The 23041-nt window shown below is 69.3% G+C and carries 24 protein-coding genes; 18 read left to right on the top strand and 6 right to left on the bottom strand.

Annotated elements, in window-relative coordinates:
• The first annotated feature begins 46 nt into the window (after nt 1-46).
• The 5 genes from WS87_RS16160 to rfaE2 all read left to right on the top strand — a co-directional run bounded on the left by WS87_RS16160 (nt 47) and on the right by rfaE2 (nt 4968).
• Entirely contained in the window at nt 47-874 is an 828-nt protein-coding gene (locus tag WS87_RS16160; RefSeq protein ID WP_059523983.1) for an enoyl-CoA hydratase/isomerase family protein, read from the top strand.
• 79 nt (nt 875-953) lie between these two features.
• On the top strand, nt 954-1706 hold the full coding sequence (locus WS87_RS16155) for a PhaM family polyhydroxyalkanoate granule multifunctional regulatory protein (protein ID WP_059819851.1): 753 nt from the start codon (nt 954-956) through the stop codon (nt 1704-1706).
• A gap of 24 nt (nt 1707-1730) precedes the next feature.
• On the top strand, nt 1731-2957 hold the full coding sequence (locus WS87_RS16150; protein ID WP_059819850.1) for a patatin-like phospholipase family protein: 1227 nt from the start codon (nt 1731-1733) through the stop codon (nt 2955-2957).
• 484 nt (nt 2958-3441) lie between these two features.
• The gene (locus WS87_RS16140; RefSeq protein ID WP_059451551.1) at nt 3442-4320 is read left to right on the top strand and encodes a ferritin; all 879 of its coding nucleotides are present in this window, start codon (nt 3442-3444) and stop codon (nt 4318-4320) included.
• 162 nt (nt 4321-4482) lie between these two features.
• Nucleotides 4483-4968, top strand: coding sequence for a D-glycero-beta-D-manno-heptose 1-phosphate adenylyltransferase (gene rfaE2, locus WS87_RS16135; protein ID WP_059451616.1), 486 nt, complete (start codon nt 4483-4485; stop codon nt 4966-4968).
• 15 nt (nt 4969-4983) lie between these two features.
• Here rfaE2 and WS87_RS16130 read toward each other — a convergent pair whose 3' ends face one another.
• The 5 genes from WS87_RS16130 to WS87_RS16110 all read right to left on the bottom strand — a co-directional run bounded on the left by WS87_RS16130 (nt 4984) and on the right by WS87_RS16110 (nt 10345).
• The gene (locus WS87_RS16130; protein WP_059511893.1) at nt 4984-5226 is read right to left on the bottom strand and encodes a hypothetical protein; all 243 of its coding nucleotides are present in this window, start codon (nt 5224-5226) and stop codon (nt 4984-4986) included.
• Between the two features lie 174 nt (nt 5227-5400).
• Nucleotides 5401-6189 (bottom strand): type III pantothenate kinase, encoded by a 789-nt coding sequence (locus tag WS87_RS16125; protein ID WP_059523989.1) that lies wholly within the window; start codon nt 6187-6189, stop codon nt 5401-5403.
• Complete coding sequence (locus WS87_RS16120) at nt 6186-7106, bottom strand: biotin--[acetyl-CoA-carboxylase] ligase (protein ID WP_059703279.1); 921 nt, start codon at nt 7104-7106, stop codon at nt 6186-6188. The genes WS87_RS16125 and WS87_RS16120 overlap by 4 nt, the downstream gene beginning before the upstream one ends.
• Nucleotides 7107-7421: 315 nt before the next feature.
• Entirely contained in the window at nt 7422-8267 is an 846-nt protein-coding gene (locus WS87_RS16115; protein ID WP_059819849.1) for a tetratricopeptide repeat protein, read from the bottom strand.
• 14 nt (nt 8268-8281) lie between these two features.
• Complete coding sequence (locus WS87_RS16110) at nt 8282-10345, bottom strand: bifunctional 2',3'-cyclic-nucleotide 2'-phosphodiesterase/3'-nucleotidase (RefSeq protein ID WP_059819848.1); 2064 nt, start codon at nt 10343-10345, stop codon at nt 8282-8284.
• Nucleotides 10346-10664: 319 nt separating this feature from the next.
• On the opposite strand from WS87_RS16110, the gene WS87_RS16105 reads away from it, so the two are divergent.
• From WS87_RS16105 to WS87_RS16060, 10 genes are all read left to right on the top strand, one after another.
• Nucleotides 10665-11789, top strand: a complete 1125-nt coding sequence (locus WS87_RS16105; RefSeq protein WP_059819847.1) for an MlaE family ABC transporter permease — start codon at nt 10665-10667, stop codon at nt 11787-11789.
• Nucleotides 11786-12730, top strand: a complete 945-nt coding sequence (locus WS87_RS16100) for an ABC transporter ATP-binding protein (protein WP_059819846.1) — start codon at nt 11786-11788, stop codon at nt 12728-12730. The genes WS87_RS16105 and WS87_RS16100 overlap by 4 nt, the downstream gene beginning before the upstream one ends.
• Before the next feature lie 27 nt (nt 12731-12757).
• Nucleotides 12758-13690, top strand: a complete 933-nt coding sequence (locus WS87_RS16095; RefSeq protein WP_059524000.1) for an MlaD family protein — start codon at nt 12758-12760, stop codon at nt 13688-13690.
• Between the two features lie 95 nt (nt 13691-13785).
• Complete coding sequence (locus tag WS87_RS16090; protein ID WP_059819997.1) at nt 13786-14409, top strand: ABC-type transport auxiliary lipoprotein family protein; 624 nt, start codon at nt 13786-13788, stop codon at nt 14407-14409.
• A gap of 19 nt (nt 14410-14428) precedes the next feature.
• A complete protein-coding gene (locus WS87_RS16085) occupies nt 14429-15580 on the top strand; it encodes a VanZ family protein (RefSeq protein WP_059524002.1) in 1152 nt (383 codons plus the stop codon).
• A 158-nt stretch (nt 15581-15738) separates the two neighbouring features.
• Complete coding sequence (locus WS87_RS16080) at nt 15739-16056, top strand: (2Fe-2S) ferredoxin domain-containing protein (RefSeq protein WP_011694422.1); 318 nt, start codon at nt 15739-15741, stop codon at nt 16054-16056.
• Between the two features lie 13 nt (nt 16057-16069).
• Nucleotides 16070-16714 (top strand): alpha/beta hydrolase, encoded by a 645-nt coding sequence (locus tag WS87_RS16075; protein WP_059819845.1) that lies wholly within the window; start codon nt 16070-16072, stop codon nt 16712-16714.
• A gap of 485 nt (nt 16715-17199) precedes the next feature.
• Complete coding sequence (locus WS87_RS16070; RefSeq protein ID WP_059703286.1) at nt 17200-18516, top strand: D-alanyl-D-alanine carboxypeptidase family protein; 1317 nt, start codon at nt 17200-17202, stop codon at nt 18514-18516.
• Between the two features lie 48 nt (nt 18517-18564).
• Nucleotides 18565-19491, top strand: a complete 927-nt coding sequence (locus WS87_RS16065; protein ID WP_059524008.1) for a D-amino acid aminotransferase — start codon at nt 18565-18567, stop codon at nt 19489-19491.
• Nucleotides 19491-19799, top strand: a complete 309-nt coding sequence (locus WS87_RS16060) for an HP0495 family protein (protein WP_059524041.1) — start codon at nt 19491-19493, stop codon at nt 19797-19799. Before WS87_RS16065 ends, WS87_RS16060 begins: the two co-directional genes overlap by 1 nt.
• Here the strand turns inward: WS87_RS16060 and WS87_RS16055 are convergent.
• Complete coding sequence (locus tag WS87_RS16055; RefSeq protein ID WP_059819844.1) at nt 19783-20772, bottom strand: transcriptional regulator GcvA; 990 nt, start codon at nt 20770-20772, stop codon at nt 19783-19785. The genes WS87_RS16060 and WS87_RS16055 overlap by 17 nt on opposite strands.
• A gap of 102 nt (nt 20773-20874) precedes the next feature.
• On the opposite strand from WS87_RS16055, the gene WS87_RS16050 reads away from it, so the two are divergent.
• The 3 genes from WS87_RS16050 (at nt 20875) to lipA (ending at nt 23025) form a co-directional block, all read left to right on the top strand.
• Nucleotides 20875-21201 (top strand): DUF2917 domain-containing protein, encoded by a 327-nt coding sequence (locus WS87_RS16050; RefSeq protein ID WP_059524043.1) that lies wholly within the window; start codon nt 20875-20877, stop codon nt 21199-21201.
• 83 nt (nt 21202-21284) lie between these two features.
• Nucleotides 21285-22040 (top strand): lipoyl(octanoyl) transferase LipB, encoded by a 756-nt coding sequence (gene lipB, locus WS87_RS16045; RefSeq protein WP_057928547.1) that lies wholly within the window; start codon nt 21285-21287, stop codon nt 22038-22040.
• On the top strand, nt 22033-23025 hold the full coding sequence (lipA, locus tag WS87_RS16040; RefSeq protein ID WP_057928546.1) for a lipoyl synthase: 993 nt from the start codon (nt 22033-22035) through the stop codon (nt 23023-23025). The genes lipB and lipA overlap by 8 nt, the downstream gene beginning before the upstream one ends.
• Nucleotides 23026-23041: the final 16 nt, after the last annotated feature.

Raw genomic sequence — 23041 nt, 5'->3', positions numbered from 1 at the left:
CACTCGATTCAGGCGTTTCAGCATTTCAAGAACCCGGGAGCTGCGCATGACCGATCTCGCCGCGTACGGCGGTTACGAAGCATTGAAGGTGACGCGCCGCGATCATGGCGTGCTGGACATCGTGATGAGCGGCGAAGGCGCGAACCGCAGCGGCCTCGCGACCGCGAACGAGCGCATGCATCGCGAACTCGCCGACATCTGGCGCGACGTCGACCGCGATCCCGACACGCGCGTCGCGGTGATCCGCGGCGAGGGCAAGGGCTTTTCGGCGGGCGGCGATCTCGCGCTCGTCGAGGCGATGGCGAACGACTTCGACGTGCGCGCCCGCGTGTGGCGCGAGGCGCGCGACCTCGTCTACAACGTGATCAATTGCAGCAAGCCGATCGTGTCCGCGATGCACGGCCCGGCCGTCGGCGCGGGGCTCGTCGCCGGGCTGCTCGCCGACGTCTCGATCGCCGCGAAGGATGCGCGCATCATCGACGGCCATACGCGGCTTGGCGTCGCGGCCGGCGATCACGCGGCGATCGTGTGGCCGCTGTTGTGCGGGATGGCGAAGGCGAAGTATTACCTGTTGCTGTGCGAACCGGTGAGCGGCGAGGAGGCCGAGCGGATCGGCCTCGTGTCGCTCGCGGTCGAGCCGGCCGACCTGCTGCCGAAGGCGTATGAGGTCGCTGAGCGGCTCGCGCACGGGTCGCAGTCGGCGATCCGCTGGACCAAGTATGCGCTGAACAACTGGCTGCGCAGCGCCGGGCCGACCTTCGATACGTCGCTCGCGCTCGAATTCATGGGTTTCTCGGGGCCCGACGTGCAGGAAGGCATCCGCTCGCTGCGCGAGCGGCGCCCGCCCGATTTCCCCGGCGACGCACCGTTCTGACGCGCGTTATGATCGGATCAAGGGCGGCCGCGCGACTCGTGCCGGCCGCATCGCCCACCCAGTCAACCAGGATGCCCGTATGACGACCGATGCCTCCGGCTCCAATCCTTTCGCCGGCTTTGCCGGTTTCAAGCCTGCCGACATGCTCGACCGGATGTGGGACATGATGCGGATGTCGCCGTTCGGCGGGATGGCGTCGTTTCCCGGCGCCGCGTCGGGGCTGCCGCCGTCGCTGTCGAGCATGTCCGACATGATGGCGCCGCTCACGAGCGTCGAGGAGCTCGACAAGCGGATCACCGATCTGCGCGCGGTCGAGCAGTGGCTCAAGCTCAATCTCGGCATGCTGCAGTCTGCGATCCAGGCGCTCGAGGTGCAGCGCGCGACGCTCGCGACGCTGCGCGCGTTCGGCGCGTTCGCGCAAAGCTCGATGTCGGCGGCCGAGGAGGCGGCGGCCGCGGCCGCGCAAGCGGCGTCCGCGCCGCGCGCCGATGCGCCGCGAGCACCGGATACCGCTGCCGCGGCTGACGAACCGCCCGCAGGCGACGCCGCGCAGCAGGCGTTCGATCCGGCCGGCTGGTGGAACCTGCTGCAGGCGCAGTTCAACCAGCTCGCGAGCCTCGCGATGACGCAGCCGGGCGCGCAGCCCGCGGAGGCGGGCGCCGCGCCGTCCGGGCAGGCCGCATCGACGGCGCGGGCGGAGCAGCCCGCACCGGCTGCGGCCGCCGCGCCGCGCAAGCCGGCCGCGAAGCGTGCGAAGCCGGCCGGCTCGGCCGCGGCGCGCGCGGCGGCCGCCTCGTCGCCCGAAACGCGTCCGCCGAAGCGCTCGACGTGACGCCAACCGGATAGCAGGTCGATCATGCGGCTCGCGCTCGTGCTGATGGGAGGCGGCGCACGTGCCGCCTATCAGGTCGGCGTGCTGAAGGCGCTGGCCGAGATCGCGCGCGAGGCCGATCCGAACCGGCACACCGTGCCGTTCACGGTTGTCTGCGGCTCGTCGGCCGGCGCGATCAACGCGACGTCGATCGCGAGCCACGCGGACGACTTTTCGCACGGCGTGCGCCGTCTGCTCGAATTCTGGGAACCGCTGCGCGCGGACTACGTGTATCGCACCGACTGGCTCGGCATCGCGGCGGCGGGCGCACGCTGGCTTGCGACGATGACCTTCGGCTGGGCGGCGCGCCGCTCGCCGCGCGGGCTGCTCGACAACGCGCCGCTCGCACATCTGCTGCAGCGCGAGCTGAGCTTTCACCGGATCGAGCAGATGCTCGAGAGCCGGCTGCTGCACGCGCTCTCGATAACGGCGCTCAGCTATTCGAGCGGCCGGCACCTGACGTTCTACCAGGCCGCCGAGCCGATCCAGGCATGGCGGCGCGCGCAGCGCACCGCGCGGCTCGTCGATCTGTCGGCGTCGCACCTGCTCGCGTCGTCGGCCATTCCGTTCGTGTTTCCGGCCGTGCCGCTCGTGCTCGACGGCCAGATCGAATATTTCGGCGACGGCTCGATCCGGCAGGTCGCGCCGCTGTCGCCGGCGATCCACTTCGGCGCGAACCGGATCGTCGTCGTCGGCGCGGCCGATCCGCGGCCCGAGATCCCGGCCGCGAACGGCTCGGGACGGGTGCGCGGCTACCCGACGCTCGCGCAGATCGGCCAGCAGGTGCTCGCGAGCGTGTTTCTCGACTCGATCGGCTCGGACATCGAGCGGATCGAGCACATCAATCAGATGATCGAACATTTGCCGCACCAGGTCGAAGTGGACAGCGGCTGGCGGCACGTCGACGTGCTCGCGATCGCGCCGTCCGAGCGCATCGAGCTGATCGCAGCGAAACACCTGAAGCAGATGCCGGCGACGATGCGCGGGCTGCTCGGCGCGATCGGCGGCAGCCAGCCGGCCGGCGCGTCGTTCGCGAGCTACCTGCTGTTCGAGGAGGCCTTCACGCGCGAGCTGATCGAACTCGGCTATCGCGACGGGCGCGCGCAGCGCGACACGCTGGCGAACTGGATCGCGGGGGCCGACGGCGGCAGCGGGCCGGCATCCGGCCTGCCGCCGGAGAGCGGCCGCGCGACCGGCGAAATACGGGTCTGATGCGCGCGGAGCGGGGCAGAAACGGATGAAACTTACATATCGGTTGCGTTTTCGCGACGGCCGCCCGCGACCGATCGCCGCACCGACGTTGGCGGCGCGCGACCGGTTCCACGTCTCGGAACCGTCATGCGCGCGTGCTATCATGGCCGCCGCCGTATACACCATATCGAGCAGCCCGCCGGTCCGGCGGTCGCACGGGAACCCGTCCGGGAACCGCGTGGCGCCGGGCGGGCTCGCCACCGAGCCGGCCTGCGCCGGCCCCCACATCAGGCACGCGCGGCCGGTTCCGTTCGAGCAGAGCGGGGCCGCGGCGTGCTGCAAGGCGGCGGCGCGGCCGCCCGGTTGCCGGACGCGGAAACTGCGTCCGGGGGCTGGATACACGCGTAAAATTAGAGTCTTGGCTGCAAAAGGCGCGCTCGCGCGCCCACGCGGCAACAGTCACGTTTAGAGAAGTCGCATTGCGCAGAACAGGGGTGGGACCATCATGAACACCATGCTTTATCCGGAACTTTACAGGTCGCTCGAAGCTGTCCGCTGGGACATGGAGAAGGACATTCCGTGGGACAAGTTCGACGCTTCGCTGCTCACCGACGAGCAGGCGAAGACGATCAAGATGAACGCGATCACCGAATGGTCGGCGCTGCCCGCGACGGAGATGTTCCTGCGCGACAACCAGCACGACAGCGACTTTTCCGCGTTCATGAGCGTGTGGTTCTTCGAGGAGCAGAAGCATTCGCTCGTGCTGATGGAATACCTGCGCCGCTTCCGGCCGGAAATGGTGCCGACCGAAGAGGAACTGCACGCGGTGCGATTCGAGTTCGATCCGGCGCCGCCGCTCGAGACGCTGATGCTGCATTTCTGCGGCGAGATCCGCCTGAACCACTGGTATCGCTGCGCGGCCGACTGGCACACCGAGCCCGTCATCAAGCACATCTACGAAACGATTTCGCGCGATGAAGCGCGCCATGGCGGCGCATACCTGCGCTACATGAAGAAGGCGCTGAACAATTGCGGCGACGTCGCACGCGCGGCGTTCGCGAAAATCGGCGTGCTGATGGCGTCGGCGCGCCGCACCGAGAAGCCGCTGCACCCGACCAACCTGCACGTGAACCAGGCGCTGTTCCCGCGCGACACCGTGCAGTCGCGCCTGCCCGATCCGGAATGGCTCGAGCGCTGGCTCGACGAGCAGATCCGCTTCGACGGCGAGTGGGAAAAGAAGGTCGTCGAACGGATCCTGCACAACCTGTCGATCCTGTTCGAGCGCACGTTCGCGACCGCCCAGGAGCTGAATCGCTACCGCAAGGAAGTCACCGGCCGCCTGCAGTCCGAAAGCGGCCCGTCGTCGGCCGCGCAACCGGCCTGAGGCCGCGCGGCATCGCAGCCGGCGTGAAGCGCCGCCGGTCGCGATCGCCGCAGTGTATTCCCGCATGAAGCCCGCCCGGCCATCCGGCGGGCTTTTTATCTGGCGCCGCCGTGTTCCGTCGCGACGTGCACCGCGCGCCGCTCACGCCATCCGAAATTCATCATGTCCGCTACCTTCGAACGCAAGCTGATCACCCGCGACGCCCTCGTTGCCCTGCGCGCTTCGCTGCCTTCGCCCGTCGTGTTCACGAACGGCGTGTTCGACATCCTGCACCGTGGCCACGTCACGTATCTCGCCGATGCGAAGGCGCTCGGCGCGTGCCTGATCGTCGGCGTGAACAGCGATGCGTCGGTGCGCATGCTCGGCAAGGGCGACGACCGTCCGATCAACCGCGAGGAAGACCGGATGGCGCTGCTCGCGGCGCTGGAAAGCGTCGACTGGGTCGTGAAGTTCGAGGAAAAGACGCCGGTGTCGCTGATCGAGGCCGTCCGTCCGGACATTCTGGTGAAGGGCGGCGACTACGACATGGACGCGCTGCCGGAATCGGCCATCGTGCGCGGCTGGGGCGGGCGTGCGCTCGCGATTCCGTTCGAGCACGACCGCTCGACCACCGCGCTGCTGAAGAAGGTGCGCGCGCAGCAGTCCTGATCCGGTGCCGCGCCGTCAGGGCGCGGATGCCGCGAGCGGCTCCGCCGTCACGGCCGGCGCGCCGATCGGACCGCCGATCACGGGCTGATCGCTCGCTTGCGCGAGCGGCATCGCATGCAACGCATCGGGCCGAACCTGCCGGGACAGCACGCCCGGTTCGCGCGGGCCGGCCGCCGGCAGCGGCCCGAACACGCCGCGCACGGCGACGAACGCAAGCAGGTTCGCGAGAATGAGAACAGCGATCAGCCAGCGCAGCATCGTCGACACTCCTCGTCGTTGTTCAGTCGTTCAACCGTTTGCTCGGGCCGCATGCCCGTGCGGCCGGCTGTCTGCACGGGCGCACGCGCCGGCGCCCGTTCTCCATCCCCACCGTGACGAAGCCCGCACTCGGGCCTGCGTCGACACGGCCGGCGCGATGCCGACCGGTTTCCGTCAATTCCGCGCCGCCGCGTCCGCGGCGATCAACGCAAGCCCCGACAGGATCAGCGCGTCGTGCCGCGTATGCGGCAGCGTCAGCGCGCGCGCGACATCGTCCGCCGCGCCGCCTGCCAGCACGAGCCGCACGGGTGCCTGCCACGCATCGGCGAGATCGCGCCATGCGCGCTCGATCAGCCCCGCCTGAGCGTACAGGCAGCCCGCCGACAGCGAGCGCGGCGTATCGACCTGGAACGGCTCGGCCTGCGCGCCCGCGAGCAGCCCGCTTGCGATGTCGGTGGTCAGCGTCGGCAGCTGCGCGGTGTGCGTGCCGAGCGCGCGCATCATCAGTGCCCAGCCCGGCGCGATCAGCCCGCCGGTGAAACGACCGTCCGCGCGCAGCGCTTCGAGCGTCGTCGCCGTGCCGAACGTCGCGATCAGCAGATGCTCGCCCGGAAACGCCGCCCGTGCGCCGATCAGGCCGGCCCAGCGATCGCTGCCGAGCTGCTCGGGCGTCGTATAGCCGTTCGTCACGCCGCATTGCGCGGGCCGCGAGCGGATCGTCGTGCGCGCCAGGCCCGGCCAACGGGCGTCGAGCAGTGCGTCGAGCCGCGCGGCCACGTCGGCGCCCGCGACGTTCGAGATCCATGCGCCATGCGGACGCGGCAGGGCCGACCAGTCGGGATCGGCACCGCCGTCGCGCGTATGGCCGAACGCGCCGGTGTCGACGAGCGTGCGCTGCGCGTCGGCGAGCGCCCACTTGATCCGGCTGTTGCCGGCGTCGATCAGCAGATGCGGTTCGTTCATTGCGCTTCGCGCAGCGATATGTCGCCGGCCGCGATCGCCTGGATGCCGTCGGGCGTGTCGAGCAGCAGCTGGCCGGTCGCGTCGATGCCCGTCGCGATGCCGCGTACGCGTTCGACGCCCTGTTCGAGCAGCACGACTTCGCGTCCCGCGTATGCGTGCAGCGCGTGCCAGCGCGGCAGGAACGGCGCGAGCCCGTCGGTGCCGAACTGCGCGAGTGCGGGCGTGAGCGCGTTCAGCGCTGCGGCGAGCGTATCGGTGAGGTTCGCCGACGCGCACGCGGCCGACAGCGCCGCCGGCGGCAGCCCGCTCGCGAGCGTCGCTTCGCGCGCACGCAGCGCATCGACCTGCGCGGCGACGGCTTCCGCGCCGCGCACGTTGATGCCGAAGCCGATCACGACGGCGGTCGCGTCGGCGGTGGTCCAGACGGTTTCGATCAGGATCCCGGCAAGCTTGCCGACGATGCGCGACGTGCCGTCGGCGGCGGTCGTCAGCAGCAGATCGTTCGGCCATTTGAGCGCGACGCGCGTGCGGGCGTCGAGCGGCAGCGTGGCGAGCCCTTCCGCGAGCGCGACGCCGATCGCGATGCTGAGGCCGCCGAGCGCGTCGACGGGGCGCGGCACGATGCAGCCGACCGAGCACAGCAGCGCGTTGCCGGGCTGCGCGAACCAGGGACGGCCTTGCCGACCGCGACCCGCCGTCTGCTCGAACGCGACGCGCACGAGCGGCGCGGGCAGCGCGTTCGCGGTGCGCGGCAGCGCCTTGAGGCGCGTCGCGACGTCGGCGTTGGTCGAGCCGGTTGCGGCGACGATGTCGAGCGGCCACGCGCGCGGCGCGGCGTCCAGGTGCGCCTCGAGCCGGTTGCGCGCGATGTGCGCGTCGCCGGAATCGGGCGTGTCGGAGGAGGTGGGGGCGTTCATGGCGCCTATTGTAGCGACAGGGGGCCGTGCGTGAGGGGCGGCGCGCACGACAGGCGGGGCCGGGGCGGCGGCCCATACGCGACCTGTGCAAAGCCGGCGCCCGCGCGGCTTGGTGCTTCTCGATCTGCGCCAGCGCCTTGACGCCCTCTTCGGACGTTTTCGCGGGCAAGCAGCGTCCTGCCCTTCAGGGCCGGGGTCTCGGCAGGCCGATACGAGGATCGGCCCGCCGCGCTTCGATTCCCGTTGCGGGCGATCGATGCGCGGGGCGTCAGCTCGCTCTGCCGCCGCGTTCGTGCCAGCGCGGCCGACGCACCGTCACGGCGCGACGACCGGATGCTTCAACGCATGCGCGGTCTCGATCCACTGCGCATGGAATTCGTCCGCGTCGGGCTTGAGCCCCAGCTCGCCGTTGCGATAGGCCATCGCGAGCGTTTGCACGGCTTCCGGCAGCTCGTGTTCCGCCGCACGGCGATACAGCGCGAGCGCGCGCGCTTCGTCGCGCGGCACGCCGCTGCCTTCGCGGTACGCGTTCGCAAGCATGAAATCCGCGGCCGGGATGTCCGCGCGCGACGCGATCTCGAACCAGTGCGCGGCCTGCACCGGGTCGGCTGCGATGCCGTAGCCGCTGCGATAGATCAGCCCGAGGTAATACGCGGCGGCCGGATCGCCGTGGCCGGCCGCTTCGCCGAGCAGCGTGCGCGCGCGTGCGTAGTCCTTCGGGAGGTCGCCGCTGCCGAGCAGCAGCGCCTTGCCGAGCGCCAGCTGCGCACGCCGCGCGGCCGGCGTGTCGGCTTTCGTGTCCGCCTGCGCGGCGGTTTCGAGCCAGCCGCGCCCTTCGTCGCGTAGTCCCGGCTCGCGCGCATCGACGAGCGCGATGCCGAGCGCCGCCTGCGCGTCGCCCGAGCCGCGCCGCGCGAGGGTGCGCAATTGCGCGAGCGCGTGCGGCTCGACGGCCTGCGCGACCATCGCCTGCCATTCGTCGAGCTGCGCGGCGCTCGGCGCGGGGCCGGCTGCGCGCCAGCCCGTCGCCGCGACGACGGCCGCAACGGTCACGGCCGCCGCCGCGAGCAGCGCGGCCGGCGGGAGTTTCGCGCGCAGCAGGCGCCGCGCGGCGGCGGTGAAGCCGGCCTCGGCGGGCCGCATCGTACGGATCGGTTGCATCGCGGGTCTCGTGGTCATTGCGTGAGGTCGATCTCGTAGATGGCGAGGTTCTTGCCCGAGCCGTCGTCGGCCGCGACCTGCGTGAGGCCGGTCAGGCCGGCTGCCGCCGCGTCGCCGAGCCGGTTCGGCGCGGACGTGAACTGCACGTGCGCGACCGAGCTCGCCAGCTTCGTGAAGCGCCAACTGCGCTGCGCGCCGTCCGCCGCGCGCGTGATCGCGCCGCGCTTCTTGATGAACGCGATCAGCACGTCGCGGTTCGCGTCGGGCGACGCGAAGATCGTCTTGCTGCCGTCGAGGCCCGGGAAGTTGCCGCCGCCGCTCGCGCGGTAGTTGTTGGTCGCGACGATGAACTGCGCGTTCGGGTCGATCGGCGCGCCCTTGTACGTCAGGTTCCTGATCCGGCTGCCGACCGGCTGCGTGACGTCGATCTCGTACGCCAGATCCGCGGACGTGAACATGTCGAAGTTGTAGCCGGGGAAGCTGCTGACGAGCGGCTGCACGGTCGCCTTGGTCGGATCGATCGTGTTGAAGCGCTTCGCGGCCGTCTCGAGCCAGTTCTTCACGTCGCTGCCGCTCACCTTCACCGCGTACACGGTGTTCGGATACAGGTACAGGTCGGCCGCGTTGTTGATCGCGAGCGCGCCGGGCGCGACGTCGGTGTAGTCGCTGCCGCCGCCGAAGCCGCTCTTGAACGGCGCGCTGACCGACAGCACCGGCAGCGACGCGTATTGCGGCAGGTTCGCCTGCACGTAGGTCTTCACGTAATCGGCCTGCGCCTCGTTGACGATCTGGATCGCGCCCGGATCGCCGACGTCCGCGAAGTACGAGTTCATCCGGTAGTCGGTCGAGCCGATCGGCGTCTTCACGTAGTCGATCGTCGCCTGGTGCTCGGCCGCGATCGCGGCGGACACCGACGGATCGGCGTCGACGTAGCTCTTGTCCGCGTTCTGGATCGGCCGCGCCTCGACGGTCGTCAGCGACTTGTCGACGCTCCACGTCTTGCCGTCGAACTTCAGGCCGAGCTTGATCACGCCGAGATGCTTGCCCCAGTAGTTGGCCATCACGGTCGGCACGCCGTTGACGGTGCCCTTCGCCTTGTCGACGCCCGGCAGGTTGAACTGCGCCACGGTGCTGTTCGCGTCCGGGAACACCTGGTGCGAGTGGCCGATCAGCATCGCGTCGATGCCCGGCACCGTCGACAGCCACCAGCTGCCGTTTTCCATGGTCGGCGAATACGCGGCATTGTCGAGGCCGCCGTGCGAGATCGCGACGACGAGATCGGCGCCCTTCGCGCGCATCTCCGGAATGTATTTCTCGGCCGCTTCCTTCAGGCCGGTCGTGTAGACCTTGCCGTCGAGCCAGCGCTTGTCCCAGCTCATGATCGCGGGCGGCGTGAAGCCGATGATGCCGATCTTCACCGGCGCGCTGACGGTCTTGCCGTCGGGCGCGACGGCCGTCACGGTGCGGGTCAGGATCGTGTACGGCGTGAACAGCGGCGCGTTGGTCCGCGCGCTGATCACGTTCGCGAGCACCTGCGGGAAGTTCGGGCCCGCGCACTTTTTCTGCTGCGCGGGGGCGGGCAGCCCGTCGACGTCGAACGTGTTGCCGGTCACCTGCGACAGGTACGGCAGCCCGTAGTTGAACTCATGGTTGCCGATCCCGCCGCCGTCGAACTTCGCCGCGTTCATCACCTTGTAGATCGCGAGCGTCTGGTCGCAGCCGATCGGGTTCACGAGCGCCTGGTAATCCGACAGCGCGGTGCCCTGGATCGTGTCGCCGTTGTCGAGCAGCAACGTGTTCGGATACTGCGCGCGCGCCTGCGCGATCAGCGTCGACACGCGCTCGAAGCCGAGCGATTTGTCGGCGGCGAGCTTGAAATAGTCGTACGACAGCACGTTGGTGTGCAGGTCGGTCGTTTCGAGCAGCGCGAGCGTGGCCGTCGTGCCGGCGGGCGCCTGCGTCTGCGACGACGGCGGAGCGGTGACGTCGTCGCCGCCGCAACCGGCGAGGGCGAAGGCGAGGCTGGCGAGCGCGGCGGCGGCGGTCACGCGGCGGCGGGAAAGCGGGGGGAGACGCATCGATTGTCCTGTTTGGTGTTCTGTTCTATGAATCGCGAGGAGCGCAGCGAAATGACGGCGCGGGCGCCGACGGCCTGACGTGCGGCGCGTGAGAGTATCGAAAGGAAACGTGACGGAAGAATGAAAGGTCGCGTGCCCGGCACGCCGTTGCGGCGGCGAACGCCGCGCCGTGGCGGGCCGGGCGCCCTCGGCGAGGCGCCTTTGGCCCGGCGTCGGCGCCGGGCGCGCCCGGCTGCGCGCCCCGGCGGCAATCCTCACGTCGCGGCGCCGGACGGTTCGATACAATGGCCGCTGTCATCCTTTTGCAAACAACCCGCCCTTGGACTTCGACACACCTCCCGGCCTGTCGGTCGACGCCGGCGGCCAGGGCCAGACGGTGCGCCTGACCGGCCAGTGGACCGCGCTCGCGCTCGCGCGCAATCGCGGCGAGGTCGCGCGCCGCGTCGCGGGCATCGCGTCCGGGCGCGTGAGCGAATGGGATCTGTCCGGCATCGAGCGGCTCGATCACGTCGGCGGCCAGGCGCTGTGGCGCGTCTGGGGCCGCAAGCTGCCGGCCGGCGTCGAGCTGACCGCCACGCAGCGCACGATCTTCGAGCGGATCGAGCGTCTCGACAGCCAGCGCGAGGCGCCCGAGCGCGTCGTGCGGTTCGATCCCGTCACGCGCCTCGGCCAGGCGATCTTCACGTTCGGCGAACACCTGCAGGGCGGCATCGCGATGTTCGGCCTCGTGATCCTCGACGCGCTGTCGGTGCTGCGCCGCCCGCAGACGATGCCGTGGAAGGAAACCTCGGCGAACATCTACAGCGCCGGCGCGCAGGCGCTGCCGATCACCGCGCTCGTCGCATTCCTGATCGGCATCGTGCTCAGCTATCTGTCCGCGCAGCAGCTGCAGATGTTCGGCGCGAACCGCTACATCGTGAACATCCTCGGGCTGTCGGTGATTCGCGAACTCGGGCCCGTGCTGTCGGCGATCCTCGTCGCGGGCCGCTCGGGCTCGGCGATCACCGCGCAGATCGGCGTGATGCGCGTGACCGAGGAGCTCGACGCGATGCGCGTGATGGGCATTCCGCACGGGCTGCGGCTGATCCTGCCGCGCGTGCTCGCGCTCGGCGTCGCGATGCCGCTGCTGGTGATGTGGACCAACATCGTCGCGCTGACGGGCGGCGCGCTCGCCGCGAAGTTCGTGCTCGGGATCGACGTCAACTATTTCGTGCGCTCGCTGCCGGGCGTCGTGCCGATCGCGAACCTGTACATCGGCCTCGGCAAGGGCGTCGTGTTCGGCATGCTGATCGCGCTGGTCGCATGTCATTTCGGCTTCAGGATCAAGGCGAACTCGCAAAGCCTCGGCGAAGGCACGACGACGTCGGTCGTGTCGTCGATCACGGTCGTGATCCTCGCCGATGCGGTGTTCGCGATCCTGTTTCAGAACGTGGGGCTCGGATGAACGCGTCGAAACAACCGGCGGCCGGTGCCGCGCCGGCCGATGCCGCCAGCGCACATGCCGCGGCAGTCGGCGCGGGCTCGGTCGGCATGCCGCCGGCGGCGGCCGCGCACGGCGACGACCTCGTGATCGAGGTGCGCAACCTGACGAAGCGCTACGGGCGCAACATCATTCACCAGAAGCTCGATTTCGACGTGCGGCGCGGCGAGATCGTCGCGATCGTCGGTGGCTCGGGCTCGGGCAAGACGACGCTCGTGCGGCAGATCCTCGGCCTCGAGCGGCCGACGTCGGGCACGATCAAGGTGTTCGGCGAAGACACGTCGAAGATCGACGACGCGAGCGCGCGGATGATGCGCACGCGTTCGGGGATGCTGTTCCAGCAGGGCGCGCTGTTCTCGTCGATGACGGTGTTCGACAACGTCGCGCAGCCGCTGCGCGAGCTTGGCCGCGTACCGCCGGACCTGCTGCACGACATCGTGATGCTGAAGCTCGAGATGGTCGGGCTGCCGTGCAAGCACGCGTCGAAGATGCCGGCCGCGCTGTCGGGCGGGATGGTGAAGCGGGTCGGTATCGCGCGTGCGATCGCGCTCGAGCCCGAGCTGCTGTTCCTCGACGAGCCGACCGCCGGGCTCGACCCGCAGGCGTCCGACGAATTCGTCGAGCTGATCGCGACGCTGCACCGCACGCTCGGGCTGACCGTCGTGATGGTGACGCACGATCTCGACACGATGGTCGCGTTGTCGACGCGCGTCGCGGTGCTGGCCGATCGCAAGGTGCTTGTGGCGGCGCCGGTCGAGGAGGCCGCGAACGTCGACCATCCGTTCATCCACGAATATTTCCTGGGGCTGCGCGGGCGCCGCGCACTGCAGGCGCTGCCGCCCGAGCGGCGCGCGAAGCTGCCGAAGGCGGCCCTCGAACCGGCGCCGTCGAGCGTCGAGTTGTAAGCAAGGCAAGAAGCAAGGAACCCGCGAATGGAAAACAAATCACATGCGTTCTGGGCCGGCCTGTTCACGATCGCGCTGACGCTGGCGATCGCGGGCACCGTGTTCTGGTTCAACGTCGACCGCACCGTGCGCGTGCCGTACGACCTGCTCGCGCGCACCAACGTGACGGGCCTGTTCCCCGATGCGGCCGTGCGTTTTCGCGGCCTCGACGTCGGCAAGGTGCAGTCGATCGGCTTCGACCGCTCGCATCCGGGCCAGATCCGGATCCGGATCCTCGTCGACCACGACGCGCCGATCACGCAGTCGACCTACGGCAGCCTCGGCTTCCAGGGCGTGACGGGCATCGCGTTCGTGCAGCTCGAAGATACGGGCCGCGATCTGGCGCCGCTGCCGTCGTCGCCGAAGGCGATCGCGCAGATTCCGATGCGGCCGAGCCTGTTCGACCAGATCCAGGAGCGCGGCGACGTGTTGCTGCGGCAGCTCGAACTGGCGGCGAAAAGCGCGAACGCGCTGATGTCGCCGGAGATGCGCGAGCAGCTGCGCGCGACGGCCGAAAGCCTGCAGCACGCGGCGGACGGTGCGACGACGCTGTCGAAGCAGCTCGCGCCGGCGGTGGCCGCGCTGCCGGAAACGATGCACCAGGTCGATCGCGCGATGGCGTCGGCGAACACGCTGCTGCAGCCGAACGGGCCGCTCGTGGCGAACCTGAACAAGGCCGGCTCGGCTGCCGAGCAGGTCGGCGTCGCGCTGAACGACCTGAACGCGCGGGTCCAGTACGACACGCTGCCGCGCTTCAACGTGCTGGCCGGCAGCGTCGGCGATGCGTCGCGGCAATTGAAGGACGTCGCCGGTGAACTCGGCCGCAACCCGAGCAGTCTGTTGTTCGGTTCGCCCGGCTCCGCGCCCGGCCCCGGCGAGGCGGGTTTCGTCTGGCCGGGGGCAGGGGCCGCCGGGAAATGAAGCGGATCGCCAGCCCATCGACGTCGATCGACCGGCCCGGCGCCAGACCGGGCCACGATGCCATCGAAACCGGAAACATCATGCAGGAACATGCCATGCCACGAATCCTTGATCGCGCGCTGCGTCCCGCCGCGACCGCGCTCGCGACGCTGACGCTCGTGTTCGCCGCCGGCTGCGCCGGCAACGGCGCGGCGCTGTCGAACGTCCGCTACGACCTCGGGCCGGCCGCATCGGCCGTCACGGCCGGCACGGGCCCCGCGCTGAAGGTGCTCGACGTCGCCGCGCCCGACGCGCTCGACACGGACAAGTTCGTCTATCGCCTCGCGTATGCGGATGCGCAGCGCACGGCCGTCTATCGCGACAGCCGCTGGACCGCGCCGCCCGCGCAACTGCTCACGCAGCGGCTGCGCGGCGCGCTGTCGTCGCGCGGCGCGGTGCTCGAAGGCTCCGACGGCGTGCGCGCGCCGACGCTGAAGGTCGACCTGAACGAATTCGAGCAGGTGTTCGACGGGCAGTCGCAGAGCCACGGCGCGGTCACCGCGCGCGCGACGCTGATGCAGGACGGCAAGGTGCTCGGCCAGCGCACGTTCGTCGCGCGCGCGCCGTCGAGCACGCCCGACGCGGCCGGCGGCGCGCGCGCGCTCGCGGCCGCGAGCGACGAGCTCGTGTCGCAGATCGCCGCGTGGGTCGGCGTGCAGGCGTACGCGGGCAACCCGTGACGCAGCGCGCGCAGCCGCGATGAGCGCGCCGGGCACGTCGCGCGCGTCGTCGCTGGCGCGGCAGGCGTTCGCCGCGTATGCGGCGCTCATCGTCTATGCATCGCTGTATCCGTTCGACGGCTGGGTATCGCTTGGCATCGGGCCGTTCGACTACCTGTTCGCGCCGATGCAGCGTTATGTGACCGCGTTCGACGTGGTCACCAACGTGCTCGGCTACATGCCGTTCGGCGCACTCGGCGTGCTCGCGCTGCATCCGCGCTGGCGCGGGGTGGCCGCGACGCTGATCGTGGGCGGCCTCGGCGTGCTGCTGTCGGGATCGATGGAGGCGCTGCAGACCTACCTGCCGACGCGCGTCGCGTCGAATCTCGACCTCGCGGCCAACGCGCTCGGCGCGCTGCTCGGCGCGGCGCTCGCGGCACCGGCCACCGGCGCGCTGCTCGACCGCGGCGCATTGCGCCGGCTGCGCTTCGCGTGGTTCGAGGCCGACGGCGCGACGCCGCTGCTGCTTGCCGCGCTGTGGCCGTTCGCGATCCTGTTTCCGTCGCCGTTCCTGTTCGGCATCGGCGACTGGCCGGCCGCGCTGTGGGAGCGCGCCGACGGCTCGATGCAGGACGCGCTGCTCGCATGGCTGCCGGCCGCGTGGCGCGTGAGCGAATGGCCCGAGCGCGTCGACGGCTGGCTGTCCGATTCCGCGTGGGAAGCCGCGCTCGGCGGGTTGATGCTGTTCGCCGCGCTGGCGATCGCGTCGCTCGCGATGCGCGCCCGCGCGCCGCGCGTGCGGCTCCTGATCGCGTTCGTCGCCGCGACGCTTGCGCTGAAGGCGGCCGCGACCTTCATGCAGTCGAGCACCGGCCTCGTCGTCGTGTGGGCGACGCCCGGCGCGCGGCTCGGCATCGAGCTCGGCTTCGCGGCGGCGCTGCTCGCATTGCGCGTGCCGGCCGCGTGGCGCGCGCTGCTCGCGGCGCTCGCGCTGCTGGCCGGTGTGGCGCTCGTCAACCTGCTGCCCGTCAACCCGTTCTTCGACTTCACGCTGTCCGGCTGGCGGCAGGGCCGCTACGTGCACTTCAACAGCATCGCGCGCTGGCTCGCGTGGATCTGGCCCTACGCGGCGCTGATCTGGCTCGGTCAGCGAGTCGAGCACGCGTGGCTGCCGGCCGCGCGGCGGCGCTGACGCGTCGGGAGAGGCAACGGGGCGGCGCGGCCGCGCCTCGTCGGTCGCGGGCAGCCGCGCGCGCCGGTCGCTATAATCGTCCGCACATCCGTTGCCGCGCGCAACGGCAATCGCCCCTTCTTTCCGCCCGGCGCCGCGCCGGGCCGCACGTCACCATCATGGATTCCTACTACCAGCACCACGTCTTCTTCTGCCTGAACCAGCGCGAACCGGGCGCCGAGCGCCCGAGCTGCGCGCAATGCGACGCGCAGACCATGCAGGAGTACGCGAAAAAGCGCGTGAAGGAACTCGGCCTCGCGGGGCCGGGCAAGGTGCGCATCAACAAGGCCGGTTGCCTCGACCGTTGCGAGGAAGGGCCCGTGATGGTCGTGTATCCGGAAGGCACGTGGTACACGTACGTCGATCAGGCCGACATCGACGAGATCGTCGAATCGCACCTGCGCGACGGCAAGGTCGTCGACCGCCTGAAGATCTGAGCGGGCCGGCCGAATGAACGTTCATACGCAGAAGTCGCTGATCCCCGGCCCGGTCGGGCAGATCGAAATCGCGGTCGACCTGCCCGACGCGGTGCGCGAAGGCGGCGCCGCGCCGCGCGGCATCGCGCTCGTCGCGCACCCGCATCCGCTGTTCGGCGGCACGATGGACAACAAGGTCGCGCAAACGCTCGCGCGCACGCTGGTCCAGCTCGACTACGTGGTGTACCGGTCGAATTTCCGCGGCGTCGGCGCGACCGAGGGCGTGCACGACAACGGCGTCGGCGAGGCCGATGACCTGCTCGCCGTGCTCGCGCACATGCGCGCGCAGCCCGCCTATGCGGACCTGCCGCTCGTGCTCGCAGGCTTCTCGTTCGGCACCTTCGTGCTGTCGCACGTCGCGAAGCGGTTGCGCGACGCGGGCGAGACGATCGAGCGGATGGTGTTCGTCGGCACGGCCGCGAGCCGCTGGGAGGTCGCCGACGTGCCGGAGAACACGCTCGTGATCCACGGCGAAACCGACGACACGGTGCCGATCGGATCGGTCTACGACTGGGCGCGCCCGCAGGAACTGCCGGTCGTCGTGATCCCCGGTGCCGAGCATTTCCTGCATCGCAAGCTGCACGTGCTGAAGCGCATCATCGTCGACGCGTGGCGCTGATCCGCTGAACCCGGCGTGCGGCGCCGCTGCCGCACGACCGCGATGTCGCCGCGCGCGCGACATCGCGCCGCATTGTGTCCCGACGCGATCGCACATACCCGCTCCCGCACGGCGCAACCCGGCTTGCACGGCGCCTGCGCACGCCTTTCGCGCGGCTTCGAGCACGATTCTCCGCAGCGAAGCCGCGCTATCCTCCCGAAGCCTGTGTGTGGCCACCTGAGCCCTGGTTCGCGAAAACGCCGTTCGCGGCCACGTATAATGGCCGCATTTCGCGTCGCCCGCGGCCCGGCCGGGCCCATGCGGCGCTCGTTTCGCCGCCTGTCCGCCCGCTCGCGACGGCCGCGAACCGAACGCGTCCGCACGAGTCCAACCGGCGCGTTTCGCGCCGTCCGACGCAGTCGGACGAACGCCGGAACGCTCGCCGCCTTGCCGTTCAACCCCTGCGCGTTTCGCGCCGCACTTTCTGCCACCAGCCTGAATCGATCATGCGTCTGTCTCCCCAAGGCCTCAAGTCCCTCGCTTCTTCCATCGCCTTCGGCACCGCCGCGCGCAACGTCGCGCTGGGCGTGATGCTGCCCGTCGCACTCGCGTCGACGATCGTCGTCGCCGAGGCGAAGCCGGCCGCCAAGGCCAAGGCCGCGCATGCCGCGCCGGCCGCCGCCACCGAGCAGTTCACCGGCGCGCCCGCGACCTTCATGCCGGGCGCGGTGCCGCCGCCGGGCGTGAACGCGCGCTCGTGGGTGCTCGTCGATGCGACCAGCAACACCGTGCTCGCATCGGGCAACGCGGACGAACGCGTCGAGCCCGCGTCGCTGACGAAGCTGATGACGGCCTACCTGGTGTTCGAAGCGCTCGACAAGAAGAAGATCTCGATGGAGCAGATCGTCACGCCGAGCGTAGCGGTGCGCCGTGTCGGCACCGACGAGTCGCGCATGTTCATCGAGGCGAACAAGCCGGTGTCGGTGCACGACCTCGTGTACGGGATGATCATCCAGTCGGGCAACGACGCCGCGATCGCGCTGGCCGAACTGGTCGGCGGCAGCGAAGGGCAGTTCGTCACGCTGATGAACGACGAGGCGGCGCGCCTTGGCATGAAGGGCACGCACTTCGCCGACGTGAACGGCATGCCCGACCCGAACCACTACACGACGGCCGGCGACCTCGCGAAGCTGTCCGCGCACCTGATCCGCGATTTTCCGCAGTACTACAGCATCTTCTCGGAGAAGGAATTCAAGTACAACAACATCCGCCAGGGCAACCGCAACCGCCTGCTGTGGCTGGATCCGACGGTCGACGGCCTGAAGACGGGCCATACGCAAGCGGCCGGCTATTGCCTGATCGCGTCGGCCAAGCGCGCGATCCCGGGTGTCGACAGCCAGCGCCGTCTCGTGTCGGTGATGATGGGCGAGCAGAAGGAAAGCGAGCGCACGCAGGACAGCATGAAGATGCTGAACTACGGCTATAGCGCGTTCGACGCGGTGCGCCTGTTCAAGGGCGGCCAGGCGATGTCGACGCCGCGCATCTACAAGGGCAAGGAAAACACCGTGCAGGTCGGCGTGAAGGGCGACCAGTGGGTGACCGTGCCGCGCGGCCTGGGCGACAAGGTCAAGCCGGAAGTCGAGGTCAACGCGCCGCTGATCGCGCCGCTCGCGGAAGGCCAGCAGGTCGGTACCGTGAAGATCGTCGCCGACGGCAAGACGCTGTCGGAGTTCCCGGTCGTCGCGCTGCAGGCGGTGCCGGAAGCGGGTATCTTCGGTCGTATCTGGGACTCGATCCTGCTGATGTTCAGCAAGAAGAAGTAAGCACGACGGGCCTTTGTTTTCACGACTTCATCCCCATCTGGTATAGCCATGAGCCAAGCCGAATTCGAACCGATCGTCTACCTCAGCGTGTCGTCGCAGGAGGAGCTGGTGCCGCTGTCGCAAGCCCGGGTCCCGGTGCTCGACCGCGGGTTCATCTTCGGCGATGGCGTGTATGAAGTCGTCCCCGTTTATGCGCACGACGGCGCGCACGTGCCGTTCCGGATCGAACAGCATCTGGAACGGCTCGCGCGCAGCCTGAAGAAGATCGGCATCGACGATCCGCATGACGCGGCGGGCTGGCGCGCGCTGATCGAGCGCGTGGTCGCCGCGAACGCGGAAGGCCTCGGCGACGGCAATGCGCTCGTCTACCTGCAGGTGACGCGCGGCGTCGCGAAGCGCGGCCATGCGTTCCCGGCGAACGCGGTGCCGACGGTGTTCGCGATGACGAGCCCGCTGCGCCTGCCGTCGGACGAGGAGCGCGCGCGGGGCGTGCGCTGCGTGACGGCCGAGGATCGTCGCTGGCTGCATTGCGACATCAAGTCGATTTCGCTGCTTGGCAACGTGCTGATGGCGCAGCATGCGGCCGAACGCGATGCGTTCGAGACGATTCAACTGCGCGACGACAACGTGACCGAAGGTTCGTCGTCGAACGTATGGATCGTGAAGAACGGCGAACTGATGGCACCGCCGCGCAGCAACAGGATCCTCGAAGGGATTCGCTACGCGCTGGTCGAGCAGCTGGCCGAGGAATGCGGCATTCGGTTCGTCGCGCGCGAAATCAGCGAGGTCGAGCTGCGCTCGGCGGACGAGATCATGATCACGTCGGCCACGAAAGAGATTTTGCCCGTCACGTCGCTCGACGATCTGCCCGTGCAGGGCGGCAAGCCGGGCCCCGTGTTCGCGGCGTTGTACGACGCGTACCAGCGTGCGAAGGCGCGCGAGTTTGAACAGTTTGACCTAACCCGGAGAAAATGATGAGCGAACCGACCAAAACCATCGAGGTCACCGGCGCGATCGATACCCGGAAGGAGTCGCTGCTGGAGTTTCCGTGCGATTTTCCGATCAAGATCATGGGCAAGGCGCACCCGGAATTCAAGGACACGATCTTCAAGGTCGTGGCCGTCCACGACAACGAGATCGACGTCGAGAAGATCGAGGAGCGTGCCTCGAGCGGCGGCAACTACACCGGCCTCACGATCACCGTGCGCGCGACGAGCCAGGAACAGCTCGACACCATCTATCGTGCACTGACCGGCCATCCGATGGTCAAGGTCGTGCTCTAAGCGCCGCTTTCCATCCTCCTTCCTGCGCGCACTCGGCGGGGGTCTTCCCCGCCGCGCGCCGCGCGTCCAGCTCGTCGCACAGCAGCTTGTATTCGGCGACTTCCTGAAGCAGCCAGGTCCTGAACGCCTGCACGCGCGGCGTGTTCAGGAGCGGCGGCGGACACACGAAAAAATAGTGCCACGGGCTCTGCCCGTCGATGTCGAACAGGCGCACGAGGCGCCCGTCCAGCAGGTCGTGCACTGCGAGCGAGCGGCGCACCAGCGCAATGCCCTGGCCGTCGATCGCGGCCAGCAGCAGGTTCGACGAATCCTGGTACAGAATCCCCCGTTTCGGCTCGGTCAGCGTATCGAGCCCGGCCGCGTCGAACCACGGCCGCCACAGCTCGTCGTCCGAGCGCAGCAGGTTGTAGTGCACGAGATCGGCGGGCGTCCGCGGCAGCTTGCCGCCGTTCAGCGTCGGCGAGCACGCCGGAAAGAACACCTCCTCGAACAGCGGCTCGACGTGCAGCCCCGGATAGGTGCCGGAGCCGAAGCGGATCGCGAGGTCGACGTCGTCGCGCGCGAAATCGGTGAGCGAGTTGGTCGACTGCAGCTCGACGTCGATTTCCGGATGCCGCTCGATGAACGTGCCAATGCGCGGCGTGATGAAGCGCGCGGCGAACGACGACAGCATCGACACCACCAGCCGTCGCCCGCGGTCGCTTGCGCGCACCTCGCGCGTCGCGTCGGCGATCACCATCAACGCGGTGCGGACCTGCTGCGCGTAGCGCATGCCGGCGTCGGTCAGGCACAGCCGCTTGCCGTTGCGCGTGAACAGCTGCACGCCGAGCTCCTCCTCGAGCGCGCGAACCTGGTGGCTGACCGCGCCGTGCGTGACGTACAGCTCGTCGGCGGCGCGGGAGAAATTCTCGTGGCGGGCGGCGGCTTCGAACGCGCGAATCGCGTTCAGCGCAGGCAGCTGGCGGAGGTCCATTTGCTAATTTTCCTCACATCGACGTGAAAATTGGTCGTTTTGTCGGACGCCTTGAAGTGACTACGATTGTAGCCATCGAAGCATTTATTGGCGGAGACGATCATGCAAGAAATTTCTTCAAGCATCACGTTCGAAATTCCCGCGGGCGAAACCGTGCCGATGAAGGTGCAGCGCAGCACCCGTCTGACGGTGCAGTGCGGGCCGGTGTGGGCGACGCGCAGCAATGACGTCGAAGACTACTTCCTGGTCGACGGCGAGACGCTCCGGCTGCGTCGCGGCGAGCGGCTGTGGCTCAGCGCGGAAGGCCGGCAGGGCGCGCATGTCGCGTTCTCGGTGTCGCGGCCGGCCGGGGAGATCGCGCGCGGCGCGCTCGCACGGCTGCGCGATCGCGTGAATGCGCTGCTCCACGACGGCTGGCGCACCGTCTGACGGGCCTTTCCTCCGACGGATACGCGCGATCCGTCCCCTTCCGGAGCCGGCGAGACGCATGGGTTTTCGGTAAACTACCGCCCATGTCCGTCTCGCCGGTTGCCATCGTGTCCACGCCTGTCGCTGTTTCCGAATCGCCCGCCGGGTCTCCGGTTCAGCCCGTCGCGCCGGTCACCGTGCGCTGGCGGGGCAGCGAGGCCTACGAGACGAGCTTCGACGCGATGCGTGCGTTCACCGACACGCGCACGGCCGACACCGGCGACGAAATCTGGGTCGTCGAGCATCCGCCCGTCTACACGCTCGGCCAGGCCGGCGACCCGGCCCACCTGCTGGTGGCCGACAGCGGCGTGCCGCTCGTGAAGGTCGACCGCGGCGGACAAATCACCTACCACGGCCCCGGCCAGATCGTCGTCTACCTGCTGCTGGACCTGCGCCGGCGCAAGCTGATGGTGCGCACGCTCGTGACGAAGATCGAGGAAGCCGTGATCGAAACCCTCGCGGCGTATAATCTCGCTTCGGTCCGCAAGGCGGGCGCGCCGGGAATCTACGTGGCATCCGGCGTGCACGAAGGCGCGAAGATCGCGGCCCTCGGCCTGAAGATCCGCAACGGCTGCAGCTATCACGGGCTGAGCCTGAACGTGAAGATGGATCTGCGCCCGTTTCTCGCGATCAACCCGTGCGGCTATGCCGGACTGGAAACCGTCGACATGGCGAGCCTCGAGGTTGCCGCCGACTGGAACGACGTCGCCCACACGCTGGTGGGGCGTCTGATCGCCAACCTCGACGGCGAATCCGCGGCCGCCGACAAGCCGCAGGCACTGGAACATTCGAATGACTGACGTTACCGCTTCCCCCGCACCGGCCGATTCGGCCGCGACCCCGGCCTACGATCCGACCGCCAAGCAGAAGGCGCAGGCGAAGACGGCGCGCATCCCGATCAAGGTCATTCCGATCGAGAAGCTGAAGAAGCCGGAATGGATCCGCGTGAAGGCGGCCACCGGCAGTTCGCGCTTCAACGAGATCAAGACGATCCTGCGCGAGCACAACCTGCATACCGTGTGCGAGGAAGCGAGCTGCCCGAACATCGGCGAATGCTTCGGCAAGGGCACCGCGACGTTCATGATCATGGGCGACAAGTGCACGCGCCGCTGCCCGTTCTGCGACGTCGGCCACGGCCGTCCCGATCCGCTCGACGCGGACGAACCGAAGAACCTGGCCCGCACGATCGCCGCGCTGAAGCTCAAGTACGTGGTGATCACGAGCGTCGACCGCGACGACCTGCGCGACGGCGGCGCCGCTCACTTCGTCGAGTGCATCCGCGAAGTGCGCGAGCAGTCGCCGGAAACGCGCATCGAGATCCTGACGCCGGACTTCCGCGGCCGCCTCGACCGCGCGATCTCGATCCTCAACGCGGCACCGCCCGACGTGATGAACCACAACCTCGAAACGGTGCCGCGCCTGTACAAGGAAGCGCGCCCGGGTTCGGACTACGCGCACTCGCTGAAGCTGCTGAAGGACTTCAAGGCGCAGCATCCGGACGTCGCGACGAAGTCGGGCCTGATGGTCGGCCTCGGCGAGACCGAAGAGGAAATCCTGCAGGTGATGCGCGACCTGCGCGCGCACGACGTCGACATGCTGACGATCGGCCAGTACCTGCAGCCGTCCGAGCACCACCTGCCGGTGCGTGCGTACGTGCATCCGGACACGTTCAAGATGTACGAGGAAGAGGCGTACAAGATGGGCTTCACGCACGCGGCCGTCGGCGCGATGGTGCGTTCGAGCTATCACGCCGATCTGCAGGCGCACGGGGCCGGGGTGGTCTGAGCGCCGCGTTCGCGCA

Origin of the sequence: Burkholderia sp. MSMB0856, from assembly GCF_001524645.2 — a bacterium.
GTDB classification, from domain to species: domain Bacteria; phylum Pseudomonadota; class Gammaproteobacteria; order Burkholderiales; family Burkholderiaceae; genus Burkholderia; species Burkholderia diffusa.
This window is presented reverse-complemented; position numbering and strand designations above follow the sequence as displayed.